General features: G+C 72.5%; 12 protein-coding genes. 7 read left to right on the top strand and 5 right to left on the bottom strand.

Annotated features, from left to right (window positions below):
• Positions 1–95: 95 nt before the first annotated feature.
• On the bottom strand, positions 96–2,093 hold the full coding sequence (locus ACFV6E_RS13355; protein ID WP_385461339.1) for an SMI1/KNR4 family protein: 1,998 nt from the start codon (positions 2,091–2,093) through the stop codon (positions 96–98).
• A 191-nt stretch (positions 2,094–2,284) separates the two neighbouring features.
• On the opposite strand from ACFV6E_RS13355, the gene ACFV6E_RS13360 reads away from it, so the two are divergent.
• From ACFV6E_RS13360 to ACFV6E_RS13380, 5 genes are all read left to right on the top strand, one after another.
• On the top strand, positions 2,285–4,756 hold the full coding sequence (locus ACFV6E_RS13360) for a nitrate- and nitrite sensing domain-containing protein (protein WP_385461342.1): 2,472 nt from the start codon (positions 2,285–2,287) through the stop codon (positions 4,754–4,756).
• Positions 4,753–5,199, top strand: coding sequence for a roadblock/LC7 domain-containing protein (locus ACFV6E_RS13365; protein WP_385163099.1), 447 nt, complete (start codon positions 4,753–4,755; stop codon positions 5,197–5,199). The genes ACFV6E_RS13360 and ACFV6E_RS13365 overlap by 4 nt, the downstream gene beginning before the upstream one ends.
• Positions 5,196–5,594, top strand: a complete 399-nt coding sequence (locus ACFV6E_RS13370) for a DUF742 domain-containing protein (RefSeq protein WP_385461345.1) — start codon at positions 5,196–5,198, stop codon at positions 5,592–5,594. Before ACFV6E_RS13365 ends, ACFV6E_RS13370 begins: the two co-directional genes overlap by 4 nt.
• Positions 5,575–6,165, top strand: coding sequence for an ATP/GTP-binding protein (locus ACFV6E_RS13375; protein ID WP_385163095.1), 591 nt, complete (start codon positions 5,575–5,577; stop codon positions 6,163–6,165). The genes ACFV6E_RS13370 and ACFV6E_RS13375 overlap by 20 nt, the downstream gene beginning before the upstream one ends.
• 137 nt (positions 6,166–6,302) lie before the next feature.
• Positions 6,303–7,589: a low temperature requirement protein A gene (locus tag ACFV6E_RS13380; protein WP_385461348.1), complete on the top strand. Its 1,287-nt coding sequence runs from the start codon at positions 6,303–6,305 to the stop codon at positions 7,587–7,589.
• A 22-nt stretch (positions 7,590–7,611) separates the two neighbouring features.
• Here the strand turns inward: ACFV6E_RS13380 and ACFV6E_RS13385 are convergent, their stop codons facing one another.
• The gene (locus ACFV6E_RS13385; RefSeq protein WP_385461351.1) at positions 7,612–8,292 is read right to left on the bottom strand and encodes a hypothetical protein; all 681 of its coding nucleotides are present in this window, start codon (positions 8,290–8,292) and stop codon (positions 7,612–7,614) included.
• Positions 8,293–8,537: 245 nt separating this feature from the next.
• On the opposite strand from ACFV6E_RS13385, the gene ACFV6E_RS13390 reads away from it, so the two are divergent.
• Entirely contained in the window at positions 8,538–9,125 is a 588-nt protein-coding gene (locus ACFV6E_RS13390) for a 2'-5' RNA ligase family protein (RefSeq protein WP_385461354.1), read from the top strand.
• 25 nt (positions 9,126–9,150) lie between these two features.
• On the opposite strand, the gene ACFV6E_RS13395 is transcribed toward ACFV6E_RS13390, so the two are convergent.
• Together ACFV6E_RS13395 and ACFV6E_RS13400 are read right to left on the bottom strand one after the other, a co-directional pair.
• Positions 9,151–10,194, bottom strand: a complete 1,044-nt coding sequence (locus ACFV6E_RS13395) for a FecCD family ABC transporter permease (RefSeq protein WP_385163087.1) — start codon at positions 10,192–10,194, stop codon at positions 9,151–9,153.
• Complete coding sequence (locus ACFV6E_RS13400) at positions 10,191–11,156, bottom strand: FecCD family ABC transporter permease (protein WP_385461357.1); 966 nt, start codon at positions 11,154–11,156, stop codon at positions 10,191–10,193. The genes ACFV6E_RS13395 and ACFV6E_RS13400 overlap by 4 nt, the downstream gene beginning before the upstream one ends.
• 200 nt (positions 11,157–11,356) lie before the next feature.
• Here ACFV6E_RS13400 and ACFV6E_RS13405 point away from each other — a divergent pair, with 200 nt between their 5' ends.
• Entirely contained in the window at positions 11,357–12,409 is a 1,053-nt protein-coding gene (locus ACFV6E_RS13405) for an ABC transporter substrate-binding protein (RefSeq protein ID WP_385163083.1), read from the top strand.
• A 29-nt stretch (positions 12,410–12,438) separates the two neighbouring features.
• On the opposite strand, the gene ACFV6E_RS13410 is transcribed toward ACFV6E_RS13405, so the two are convergent.
• Positions 12,439–13,629 (bottom strand): FAD-dependent monooxygenase, encoded by a 1,191-nt coding sequence (locus tag ACFV6E_RS13410; RefSeq protein ID WP_385461360.1) that lies wholly within the window; start codon positions 13,627–13,629, stop codon positions 12,439–12,441.
• Positions 13,630–13,707: the final 78 nt, after the last annotated feature.

A 13,707-nucleotide genomic window follows, 5' to 3' on the forward strand; every position in this document is an offset into this window, starting at 1 on the left:
CGCGAGCGGCGTGAGCCCGGACGTCGTGTGTGCGCGGCGCAGGCCGTGCCGTGGCGTGCCGACGGCGTGGGCCGTGCCGCGCGCCCGGACGGTCCTCAGCCGTGTCCCGGTTCGTCCGCGGCCGCGAGCTTGCCGTCCACCGGGAGCGCGACCTGTTCGGCCGGCCAGGACAGCTGGATCACCGCGTACCCCTCGCCGTCCCTCGGCGGGCGCGTCCAGGAGCGGGTGACGAAGGTGTGCAGCCGCCCCTGCGTGAGCGCGTGCCGCGGCAGACGGGCGCCGAACTGCTCGGACACCGCTTCCAGCAGCGACCGCTCCGCCTCGACGCCGTCCGCCCCGGCACCGAAGAACCGGTCCGGGTCCAGGGACGGCGGTATGTCCCCGCTGCGCCGGACCTCTCCGTCCGCGAACGTGAACGCGTAGTCCTCGATACCGTCCTGCGCCACCGAGAGGTGGAAGAACGGTGTCCCGTGCCAGGCCCTCAGACCGCTCCACACCACCACCGCTCGCGTGCCCCCGCTCGCCGCCGCGGCCGGGGAGACGAACCGCTGCCCGCCGAACGGGGCGGGCTCGCTGTCGAAGGCGAAGCTCCAGCCGGCCCCGGCCCGGCCGACCGCCACGAGAGCCCTGTCGTCGTAGGACGAGAACTCCCTTTGACCCTCGTGCCGTGCGCGGTGCGCGTCCCAGAGGGTCATGGGTGCGTTCAGCACGGGGCCGCCCCCGGCTCCGTCCGCACCCCCGTCCTCCTCCGCGTCTCCGTCCGCGAGGCGTCCGGGCAACTCCCCGGGCTCCACTCCCTCGACCAGGACGAACCGGTAGGACGTGCGCTTGTTGCCCGGGTCCGGCTCCGCGAGCCAGGCCAGGCCGGCCGGGTCGTCGGTCCCGGCCACCGGCCCGGGTGCCGCACCGGTCTGCCCGCCGCGCGGCGTGGACAGCAACTCCCGGCCCCGCTCCGGAGTCAGCAACTGTCCGAGCACCGGGTCGGCCAGCCAGCCCAGCGGCGCCAGATGGTCCGGCCCCAGCGGCTCCCACAGCGGCAGGGCGTCCATCAGCGTCCGCCACGCCGCGTCGGTGTCCGCCCACCGCGTCAGCTCCCGCGCCCGCTCGACCGCCTCCCCGAACGGTCCGGCCGGGGTGTACCGGTAGGTGCCGTTCCGTACGTCTCCCAGCATCGCGTAGGCCGAGGCCACCAGCTCGTCGTCGGCGCCCCGTAGCTGGAACTCGAGGGTGGAGTCGGCCCGGTAGGAGTGCGCAGCGTGCTCGGCGACCAGCGGCGGGAGGAGCTCGGGCGCGTACCGCGCGTCGGTCACCAGGTCCTCGAAGTACATCATGTAGGTCTGGCCGAGCAGGCGGCGTATCTGGTCGCGCAGCCCGGCGGCCCGCGGCCTGCCGTACTCCTTGGCCTCGTCCAGCGCCTTCCCGGCCTCTTCCCAGTCGCCGCGCAGCGCCTTCAGCCGGGCCTGCTCCACCAGGGCGTCCAGCTCGTGCGTCGTGTCGTTGGCGAAGACCGGCTCACCGTCGCTGCGTCGCGCCCGCAGGCTGTGGAACTGCCGGTGCATGTCCCGCATGAACTCCAGGAAGCTCGCATGCCGGCGGGGCGAGTCGCCCCACCAGCCCGCCCAGGTGACGACGGCCCACTCGCCGTCCTCGTCCACGTCCTCGGGGTCCAGGAGGACGTAGGTCATGTCGGACTCGACGTCGAGCCGCAGCCCGCGCCGCCAGACGTCCGCCTGCCGCCGCTCCCCGGGCTCGATGTCCTCGTCCAGGTACGCGAAGTTCTCCGCGAGCCCGGACTCGTCCTCGTGCCAGTGCGCGTCCGCGGTCCCCGCCAGCAGCGACACGGACCCGCCCGCCTCCCGCCATCCGTCGCTGACCTTCAGGAACTCCCGGTACGACGGCGGCATCCGGCGGCCGAGGCGCTCCTCCATGGCGGCGATCCGCTCCTCCGGGGCGGGCGGGAGCCCCAGCCAGCGCGCGAGCCGCGCGGCCTTCTGCTCCTCGCTCCGCGCCTCGCCCTCGCCGAGGGAATCCGCCCATTCCCCGCTCCACTTGAGCAGGAAGGACCGCCAGTCGAATGCCGTGGTTTCCGTCATGGTTCCGATGCTGCCACCCACCACTGACAGTCCGTGCTGCCACCCACCACTGACAGTCCGTCCGGTTGCGGGGCGCTGCATGAACTTTCAACATGGGCGCACCAGATGACTAATATCGGCCCATCAGACGCTACCCTCTGGCGTGTTTCCGTTACAGGTGTGGCGGAACAGTGATGAGGAGTGTCCTGCGCGTGAGCGAAGTGAGCAGGGCCGGACGGCGCAGGACGGACAGCGCGCGTGCCGGTCGCCGACGGAAGGATCCACCGGACGGCATACCGTGGACGAACGGGGAACGCCGTCTGCCGCTGCGCGCGGTGCTGCTGGTGCTGCTGCTCGTGCCGAGCGTGGCGCTGGTCTCGCTGTGGGGCCTGGCCGCGTACCAACTGGGCGGCGAGTACCGGGCGCAGGCCGCCCAGCAGCATCTCAAGACGACCGTGGCTCCGCTGAACGCGGCCCTGTTCAACGCCCTGGAGCGGGAACGGCGGCTGACCCAGGAGGTGCTGGTCTCGCCCGAGACGTCCCGGACCGGCCTGGCCCGGCAGCGCACGGCCACCGACCGGGCGCTGCGCTCCTTCGAGTCGGTGACCTCCGAGGACACCGGCGACGGCCAGCAGGGTCTGGCCGCCGCGATCACCGCGACGGTGGAGGTGGCCGGCCAGCTCGTCGAGCAGCGCCGGGGCGTGGACGCCGGACGGATCGGCAAGGACGGCGCGTTCAGCTACTACACCCGGGCCGTAGAAGCGAGCAATAACGTTTTTGCGACGCTTTCCCGCGGCAACAACGGTGAGGTGACCGGCCTGTCGCAGGTCCTGTTCGACCTGAACGGGGTCAAGGACATGATCGGCCGCGAGGACGCCGTGCTGTCCCGCGGCTGGGCCACGGGCCGGCTCACGGTCGAGGACTACGACCTGGTCGTCGACGCCATCGGCACCCAGGGGTACCTGCTCGAAACGCGCGTGGCACCGAACCTCACCGCCGAGGGCACCCGCCTGTACACGGAGATGATCAGAAGCGAGGCGTGGACGAGCCGGGTGGAGCTGGAGGAGCGGTTGCAGGCCTCCGGTACCGGCGTCGACGGCGACGAGAGCGTCTCGCTGTCGCGCGACCGCGCCAAGGCCTGGCGGACCGCCGCCGACACGTCGTACGCCAGTCTCGAACGGCTCATCGGTGCCCACAGCCATGTCTCCGACACCGCGGGCGCCGACGCCGTGCAGCGGCTGGAGCTGTACCTGTTCTTCACCGCCGCTCTCGGTCTGCTCGCCGTCGTCCTGGTCGTGCTGGTGACCTGGCGGCTCACCTCGATCCTGCGCGGGCGCATCCTGGCCGTCCGCGACCAGGCGCAGGACCTGGGCCGGCGGCTGCCGCAGGTGGTCGCCCGGCTCGAGAAGGGCGAGGACGTGGACGCGGAGACCGAGGTGCCCGAGCTCACCCCGGCCTCCGACGAGTTCGGCGAGCTGAGCCGGGCACTGAACGTCGCCAGCCGCAGCGCCGTCAGCACCGCGGTGCGCCAGGCCGAGCAGCACCGCGGCTTCGAGCGGCTGCTCCAGCGCATCGCGCGCCGCACCCAGCTCCTGATCGGCTTGCAGCTCAAGAAGCTCGACGAGCTGGAGCGCCGGCACGAGGACCCGCAGGTCCTGGAGGGGCTCTTCGACCTGGACCACCTCACGGCCCGCCTGCGCCGCTACGAGGAGAACCTGGTCATCCTGGGCGGCGGTCAGCCGCGGCGCCGCTGGCGCCGGCCGGTGCCGCTGCTCGACGTCCTGCGCGCCGCGCAGGGCGAGGTGCAGGACTACCGGCGCATCGCGATCGACGTCGAGGGCCGGCCGTGGATCGCCGAGCGGGCGGTGGGCCCGCTCATCCACATCCTGGCCGAGCTGATGGAGAACGCCACCGCGTTCTCCAAGCCGCCCGCCCCGGTCGAGATCAAGGCGTCGCCGGTCAGCCGGGGCGTCGCCGTCGAGGTCGAGGACCGCGGCCTGGGCATGGACGCCGAGCAGTACGAGACGTTCAACGCCCTGATGAAGGCACCGCCGCAGCTCGACGTGATGACCCGCGCCGACGACGTACGCCTGGGCCTGTACGTGGTGGCCCGGCTGTCGGTGAGCCTGGGACTCCAGGTGGAGCTGCGGCCCTCGGCGTTCGGCGGCACCCGCGCCATCGTCCTCGTCCCGCAGTCCCTGCTGGCCGAGCGGCCCCAGTCGGTACCGGAGACGGCCGACGACCCGGCGTCGCGCGACGCCGACATCCCCGCCCTGCCCTCCCGCCGAAGCGCCGACCCCTCGACCGCGGACACCCCGGGCGAACTGCCCGTACGGGCCCGGGGACGGGCCATGGCCGACGTCACCGCGACGGCGCCGGCGTCGGCGGCGCAGCCCGCGCCGGCCGGCCAGGACCGGCCGGCCCCGCAGGACGAGCCGGCCCCCGCGGCCGGACCCGCGCCGCTGCCCCGCCGGACCCGGCAGGCCAGCCTGGTGGCCGAACTGCGCGTGCCCGCCCCGTCGGAGGAACCGGCCTCCGAGGTGCCGTCCAGCACGCCGGCCCGATCCGGCGCCGCCATCGGCGCCTTCCAACGGCAGTCCCGCAAGAACCGCAGCGCCGGCCCGAGGCCGTCCGCGACCGGCACTGACCAGACCGAACCGCTCAAGACGGAAGACCGAGGATGACTCAGCGAACCATCGCCACCGACGCAGACCTGGACTGGCTCCTGGACGGACTGGTCGACCAGGTCGCCGGCACCCGGCACGCCATCGTGCTGTCCGACGACGGCCTGGTGATCAGCAGCTCGAAGACCATCGAGCGCTCCGACGCCGAACGACTGGCCGCGATCGCCACCGGTCAGCAGAGCCTGGCCCGAGGCGTCGGACAGCTCTTCCAGGGCGGTCCGGTCCAGCAGGTCATCGTCGAGCTGGCCGACCTGTGGCTGTTCGTCACCGCGGCCGGCCGGGGCACCCACCTGGCCGTGGTCGCCTCCCAGGAGGTCGACGCCGAGGTGATGGCGGTCGCCATGCACACCCTGGTCCAGCAGGTGGGGCAGAAGCTGGGCACCGACGCGCGCGCTCAGCAGTCGGGCCCGCCCCCAGGCGCCGGCCCCGAGGCCGGCGTATGAAGCACTGGACGGAGGACCTGGACGACGACGGCGACGAACCGCTGGTCCGCCCGTACACCATCACGGGCGGGCGGACCACCGCGGGCCGCGACGACCTGACCCTGATCACCCTGATCACGGCACAGTCCTCGTCCGGCACGGACACCTCGGCCGAGCGGCACGCATTGCAGCCGGAGCACCGTACCGTCCTGCGCATGTGCGGCCGCCGGCCCGTCGCGGTGGCCGAGATCGCGGCCGAGCTGGACCTGCCGGTGTCGGTGACCAAGATCCTCATCAGTGACCTGATCGACGCCGGGCGCGTGAGCGCCCGGCCGCCCCTGGCCTTCGCGCAGAACGGTGCACTTCCCGACATGACCCTTCTTGAGGCGGTGAGAGATGGGCTTCGGCAACTCTGAACCGGACCGGACGGCCCAGGCCGTGAAGATACTGATCGCCGGCGGCTTCGGCGTGGGCAAGACCACCCTGGTCGGCTCGGTCAGCGAGGTCGCCCCGCTGCACACCGAGGAGTACCTGACCCGCGCCAGCGTCGGCGTGGACGACCTGGTGGGCATCGACGCCAAGTCGACCACCACCGTGGCGCTGGACTTCGGGCGCATCACCATCAGCGGGGAGCTGGTGGTCTACCTGTTCGGCACACCCGGCCAGGAACGTTTCTGGTTCATGTGGAACGACCTGGTGCACGGCGCCCTGGGAGCGGTGGTACTGGCCGACACCCGCCGCCTGGAGACCAGCTTCGCGTCCATCGACTTCTTCGAGAGCCGGGGCATCCCGTTCGTCGTCGCGGTCAACTGCTTCCACAACGTGCGCGACCGTACGTCCGAGGAGATCCGCACCGCCCTCGACCTGGACCCCCAGGTGCCGCTGGTGCTCTTCGACGCGCGTGAACGCGGCGAGGGCCGCGACGTCCTGCTGACCCTGATCGAGCACCTCATGGCCCGCCACTCGGCACCCCGGCCGGCCGCCTGAACCCAGTAGTGCCGCACGTCTTCCGGCCGCCGTCCCTGCCCCCCCCCGGCACGCGGGGAAGCAGGGACGGCGGGGACGGCGGCCGCCGCTCACGGGGGCCGGTCGGGCGTGATCGCCACCACCAGTAGCCTGCTCCCGTGGCTGACACACCGACGAACATCCTCATGCCCAGTACGGCCCCGGAGCGGCACGCCTCGTGGCTGGAGCTCTTCTTCGACCTCGTCGCCGTGGCCGGTGTCGCGCAGCTCGCGCACCTGCTGCACGGCGAGCCGGGGTGGCGTGACGTCGGTCTGTACATCGTGCTGTTCCTGGCCTTCTGGACGAACTGGCTCGTCCTGACCCTGTACGGGAACGTGGCGGGGGAGAACACCCGCGTCCGCACCCTGCTCGCGGGCATGTTCGGCCTGACCGTGATGGCGGCGGCGGTGCACGGCGTCCAGGAGGGCGAGAAGGGCACTGCGTTCGCGATCGCCTACACCGCCACGCGCTTCCTCGGCGGCAGCGTCTTCCGCGACCGCCGCGAACTCCTCCTCGACTGGCCGACGGTGTCCTTCGGCGCGGGGACGGTCCCCTGGATCGTCTCGATCTGGGTCGACGGACCGGCACGCCCCTGGCTCTGGACGGCCGGCGTGGCCCTGGACCTCTACGTCACCTTCGTCCTCTCCAAGGGACGGCTGCTGCGGCACTTCGAGGAGCAGCGCGAACGGGTGCGCCGCCGCGAGGCAGCGCTGAGCGAGACCGGGAGGTCCCGGGAGGTGAGGGAGACCGGGAGGTCCCGGGAGGACGGGGGGCAGGTGACCATCGCCCGCACGGACACCGAGCACCTCGCCGAACGCCTCGGCCTGTTCACCATCATCGTCCTGGGCGAGGGCGTCATCCAGCTCGTCGAGGCCGGCTCCGGGATCGAGTGGAGCCACCACTTCTTCTACGTCATGCCCGCCGCGTTCCTGCTCCTCGTGCTGCTCTGGTCGCTGTCCCTGCGCCGCGGCCGGGGCGGTATCCCGGGCCTCGGCGACGACACCCCGCAGCCCCGTCTCCTGCTGGGCCTGCACTGCTTCGTCACCGGCGCGCTCGCGGCCCTCGCCGCCGCCGTCGGGGTGGCGGTGGAACACGCCGACGGCCGGCTGCCGGAGCAGACCGGCTGGCTGATGGCCGCCGCACTGGGCGCCTACCTCCTGGTCGCCACCGCGCTGACCCACTGGACGCGTTCCGTCGGCCGGGCGCGGCTGCTCACCGCCGCGCTTCCCGCCCTGGCGCTGTGTGCCGCGCTCGGCCTCACCGACGGCGCGGACCGCCGCCCGGTGGTCGCGGTGTGGGTCCTGGTGGCGGCCCTCGTCTGGTTCGCCCGGTGGACCCGTCAGACGCCGGGAAGGGAACTGGACCTAACCGACGGCATCGAGACGTCACCACTTCCCCGGACATGAACCATCGCCCGTCGTCAGGCGGTCACATGTACCCGTCCTCGCCCCGCGCCTCCTTCTCCCGTCGCGCTTCCTTGCGCGCTCGCGTGTAGGTGACGACCGGTCCGCGCAGGGCCCAGAAGACACCGAGCACTCCCACGAGACCGCCTGCGGCGATCAGCCAGCCGCGGGCGACGGAGAAGCGGTAGGACGCGGTGTTGGCGGCGGTGAGGTGGATGGTGACCGGCGGGTTGAGGGTGGTCAGGGCGCGGCTCGACTCCCCTTGATAGGTGGTGACGGACAGCGTCAGGTCGTAGTCACCCGGCTTGTCGGCCGTCACGGACCACTGCCAACGGGCCTCGTCACCGGGGGCGGCGATGACCTGCTGGGTTCTGGCGTCCGACAGCGGCTTCACCGTCACGTCAGCACTGGCCGAGGCGAGCGACGCGCCCTGCACCCCTCCGACCTTGAAGTTGCGGCGGGCCAGGGAGGTTTCCTTGTCCCGTGCCTCGGCGGCCTTCCGGCTCAACGCCTTGAGCGTGACGGTGGTGGTGGCGGTCTCGCCCACATCGGAGTCGACGTGCGACTCGTAGGTGAGCAGGCCCGCCAGCAGGTTCTTCCGGTCCTCGACGATGCCGTCCTGGAAGAGCGCCTGGCCCGGTCGCCGCGTGCCCATGTGCGGCGCCCCCTTGTCGTCCAGCACGGCGATCCCGACCACGGAACTCACGAATCCGGCAGCCGCGACCGCCAGCGCCACCCAGACGGCGGGGCTTCCGCCGCGTCTGGTGACGGACAGAGGGCCCCATTCCGTACCTGAACCGGGCTCCGGCCTGCGCTTGTTCTTCATCCGCTCCCCCGTACACGAACGGCCCGCTCCGTCCCGGCGGACACATGCCTGGTGGAGACATTCTCCTCCGTCGAGCGTCCCGGCAGGAGCCGTTCCGTCACCGGCTGGTGCGATCATGGTGTGTGATGTGTGCGGACCGGAACGTCGATGTGAGCGGTGGTGCGGTCGCGGGGTGGCCCGACGTACCGGGTGATACGGCACTCACCATCAAGGTGCCGCCGGCCGACCCTCTGGTGAGGGCCGATTTCCCGGCCCATGTGACCGTGCTGTACCCGTTCCTCCACGAGAGCCGTATCGACGCCGCGACCGACCGCGAGATCGCCGGACTCTTCGCCGGACATGCGGCCTTCACCCTCACCTTCGACACTTTCGGACGCTTCCCCGGCGTGCTCTGCCTCGCCCCGACGCCGCACACGCCCGTGACCGCGCCGACTCAGCACCTCACCGCGCACTGGCCGGAAACGGTGCCCTACCGGGGGATATTCGGTGCCTCGCCAGCCCCGCACCTGACGATCGCCAACGACGAGGGCCCGGCCACGCAGGACACCGTCTACAGGACGCTGGAGGCCGGACTGGCGCCCCGGCTGCCGCTGAGCTGCCGCGTCGAGGCCGTGCACCTCATCACCTGGGACGGACAGCGCTGGCAGGACCGGACCGCGTACCCGTTGGCGGCGGGCACATGTGGGGTCGATGCCTCGCAGAGGTCGGAGTGACCTGTGTCCGCAGTCTCACGGCACCTCACACCCTCCGGTGCAGCAGCCACATCAGATACAGGCCGCCGAGGGCTCCGGTGACCAGGCCCACCGGGATCTGGAACGGGGCCAGCAGGCGCTGGCCCGTGAAGTCGGCACAGGCCAGCAGCAGTGCGCCCGTCAGGGCCGCGGTCATCACCGGCATGGAGCCGGTGCGGGCGACGCGGCGGGCCAACTGGGGTGCGGCCAGGGCGAGGAAGCCGATCGGCCCGGCCACCGCGATGGCCAGGGCGGTCCAGGCCACGCCCACCAGGAGGGTGAGCCGGCGGATCCGGTCCACCCGGACCCCGAGGGCCGCGGCGGTGTCGTCGCCCATGGACAGCATCCGCAGCGGCCGGGCCAGCACCAGGGTCGCGGCGAGCAGCACGGGGAACGCGACCGCGGCCGGGACGACCTGTGGCCAGGTGATCGCGTTGAGGCTGCCGAACGTCCACGCCTTGGCGCTCTCGGCCGACTCGATGTCGGCGCGGGTGATCAGGTAGTCGTTGACCGAGGCGAGCATGGCGCCCACGGCGATGCCCGTCACGATGAGGCGCCCGCCGACGGCGCCGCCCGCGGCGGTGAGCAGGTGCACCAGCAGCGCGGTGGCGAGGCCGCCCAGCAGCGCGCCGCCGCCCGCGCCGAGACGGGTGCCGCCGCCGATGAGCAGCGCGGCCAGCGCGCCGGTGGTGGAGCCGGTGGTGAACCCGATGATGTCCGGGCTGCCCAGCGGATTGCGGGACAGGCTCTGGAACAGCGATCCGGCCAGCCCCAGTCCCGCTCCGACCAGCAGGGCCGCAACACCGCGGGGCATGCGCTGGCCGAGCACGATGAACCGGTCCGTCGCACTGCCGCCGCCGTGCAGCACGCCGAACACCTGGGCCGTGCTGATGTGATACGTGCCGGTGAACACCCCGAGGGCGAACAGCGCGAGACATCCCGCGGCGATCGCGGCTCCGGCCCAGGCGGTGCGCCGTACCGCGCGCAGGGTCACGCCGCGGGGGAGCGACAGGACGATGTGACGGCCGCGCCGCCCGTCGGCCGTGCTCACAGGCGCACTCCCTTGCGCTGGTTGACCAGCCACATCAGGACCGGAGCGCCGATGAACGCGGTGACGATGCCCGCCTCGATCTCACCGGGCGGCGCGATCAGCCGTCCGGCGACGTCACCGGCGAGGACCAGCGCGGCGCCCGCGGGGACCGCGTACACCAGCAGCCACCGGACGTCGGGGCCCAGCAGCATGCGCAGCGCGTGCGGGACGACCAGGCCGACGAAGCCGATGGGCCCCGCCGCCGCGGTGGCGGCGCCGCACAGCAGCATGACCGCCGCGAACCCGGCCACGCGCACGGTCCCGGTCCGCAGCCCCAGGGCGGTGGAGGTGTCGTCGCCCAGCGCCAGGGCGTTGAGGGCGGGACCCAGGGGCAGCGCGAGGGCGAGCCCGAGGGCGACGAACGGGGTGGAGGCGGCCAGCGCGGCGGTCCCGCGATCCTGAAGTGAGCCCACCACCCAGAACCGGTACGAGTCGAAAGCCTGCGTGTTGAACGTGGTGAGGACCCCCGTGCAGGCGCCGAGGGCCGCCGTCATGGCGGCCCCCGCGAGCACCAGCCGGATGTGCTGCCCGGTCCGGGAGGCCCGTACGGTCAGGCCGTAGACCACCGACGCGGCGGCCAGGGAGCCGGGGAACGCGAACCACACGTAGTCCGCCGGGCTGGTGAGCCCGAACGCGGAGATGGCCACCACCACGGCGAAGGACGCGCCCGCGTTCACCCCGACCAGCCCCGGTTCCGCCAGTGGGTTGCGGATGACGGCCTGCATGACCACTCCGGCGACACCCAGCGCCGCGCCCACGACACAGGCCAACACGGTCCGCGGCATGCGCAGTTGCCACACGATGACACTGTCGGCGGTGGTGTCGCGGTGGACGAGCGCCTGCCAGACCGCGTCGAGCGGGATGCCGCGCGCGCCGGTCCCCAGGCTGACCAGGAACAGCAGTACGGCGAGGGCCAGACACACGAACCAGCCCGCGGTCCGCCGCGAGACGCGGTTCGGTCGATGTCGCGGAGCCTGCGTGCGCGGTCGCGCGGGTGCCGGCGGGGACAGTGTCATGGCCGTCGAGGTCTCCGTGGATCCAGTGAGCGGGGGAGCGGGGGTGTGACGCAGCGCACGGGCCGTATGGCGCGACGTTCAGTTAGGTAAGCCTAAGCTACCTAACTATGAGTAGATCGCACCGCCTGCCCCGCCGCCTGACAGCGGGTCTCCTCCTTGCGGGACTTGCCGCACTGACCGGCTGCTCGACCGGCGCCGCCACCGACGCCGCCGACACGAAACCCTCGGCGAAGGCGGCCGCCGCTCAGGTGCACACCGCACCCCGCACGATGCCCGAGGGCAAGGGCAGCGGCGCCGAGGACGGTGTCTTCCCCCGCACCGTCGTCCACTTCGAGGGCAGCACCACCCTCAAGACGGCGCCGAAGAAGGTCGTCGTCATCTCCACCGGGCAGGCCGACGCCCTGCTGACCCTCGGCATCGTCCCCAGCGGCTCCACCCGGGGCGACGGCGCCGACCTGGTCCCGTCCTACCTCGAGTCGGCCTTTCCCGAGGATGCCGAGCAGCTCGGCAAGGTGGCCGACGTCGGCTCCCGCGTCGAGCCGAACCTCGAAGCCATCGCCAACATCGACCCCGACCTGATCCTGATGAACACCGCGGGCAAGGACGCCAAGAGCCTCTACACGTCACTGAGCAAGCTCGCCCCGACCGTGGCCACCCAGGGGACCGGCCTGTACTGGAAGCAGGACTTCCTCCTCCTGGCCGACGCCGTCGGCAAGGCGAGTCAGGCGCAGTCCGTCCTCGACGACTTCCACGCCGACGCGACAGCCCTGGGCAAGCAGGTGGAGGACACGGTCACCGTCTCCTTCCTGCGCAAGAACGGCGACCGCCTCCGGGTGTTCGGCGTCCCCTCGTTCACCGGAACCATCGCCGAGGACGCGGGACTCGCCCGCCCGGACACCCAGACCTTCCAGGAGACCTCCGAGGACATCAGCAGCGAGAAGCTGGACCGCGCCGACGCCGACTGGATCTTCTACGGCGTCCAGGGCGGCACGGCGAAGGCGAGCACCCTGACCGAGGCCGCGCTCTGGCCCACCCTCGGCGCCGTCGGCAAGAAGCACGCCATCGCCGTCGACGACGACGTCTTCTACCTCAACACCGGCCCCGAGGCCGCCCACGAGGTACTGACCGAACTGGCCGAGCACCTCACAGCCACGTCCTGATCAGCGCACGGTGCCATAGAGGTGCCCCTCTACAGGGGCACCGCCTGCGCGTCGTACCCGTAGATCCAGCCGTTGCGCACCAGCGGGTCGGCCCGGGCGAACGCCCGGTCGCGCGCCCGCTGCTCGGGGCCGTCCGGCAGGTGGTTGTCCTGCGCGCGGCCGTGGCTGACCTCCTGGAGGCGGGAGGTGCGACCGATGCGTGCGCGCTCGTAACGGTCCAGTGCCTGTTCGGGGTCGGCCGCGCCGGCGGTCAGGCAGCGCGCGAGGACCGCGGCGTCCTCGATCGACTGCGCCGCGCCCTGGCCGTAGAACGGGTACATCGCATGGGCGGCGTCGCCCAGCAAGGTGACCCTTCCGCGGCTCCACCGGGGCAGCGGAGGGCGGTCCAGCAGAGCCCAGCGCCCCGGGACCGAACCCGCGGTGATGAGGTCGCCCACGCGGGCGTCCCAGCCCTCGAACTCGGCCCGGAACTCCCCGATACCGGCCGTCGCGCTCCAGGACTCCTCGGTGTCCGCCCCGGCCGGCGCTACGGCGACGACGTTGACCGCCCGCCCTCCCGAGATCGGGTAGTGCACGAAGTGCCGGCCCGGCCCGAGCCATATGGTCTGCGCCGGGCGGAGCGCGAACGCCGGAGCCGAGGCGGCGGGCACGACGGTGCGGAAGGCGCAGAGCCCGGAGATACGCGGCTCCGTCGGCTCCGCGACCGTGTCACGGACGGTCGAGTGCGTACCGTCCGCCCCGACCACGATGTCCGCGTCGGTGCTGGTGCCGTCCGCGAAGGACAGGCGCACACCGTGGCCGCGTGCTTCGACCCCCGTGCAGCGGGAGCCCAGCCGAACGGCCCGGTCGGGCACGGCCGACCGGAGCGCGTCGAGCAGATGGGCCCGGTGCATGGTGTACGTGCGCTCACCGTAGAGGCGCTCGCAGACACCCTCGAGCCGCTCGACGGACAGCACCGTCCCGTCCTGCCACCGCCGGAACTCCCACCCCCAGTCCAGCGGAACGGCCCGCCGCAAGGCGTCGTCCGCCACGTCCAGGTGCCGCAGCAGCCGTACGGCGTTGGGCGCCAGTACGAGTCCGGCCCCGATCTCCTTGAGCACGGCCGCCTGCTCGTGCACGGTGACGTCGAGGCCGGCCCGGTGCAGGAACGCCGCGGCGGCCATGCCGCCGATCCCCCCGCCCACCACCGCGACCCGTGACTCCGTCCGCCCGATCCGCATGAGACCCCCCTCGCGTCGCCGCGCACTGCGTGTGCCACGGCACTGCCGGGATCCTCCCGGGCGACGGCGGCGAACGGA

Source organism: Streptomyces sp. NPDC059785 (assembly GCF_042732375.1).
Classification (GTDB): domain Bacteria; phylum Actinomycetota; class Actinomycetes; order Streptomycetales; family Streptomycetaceae; genus Streptomyces.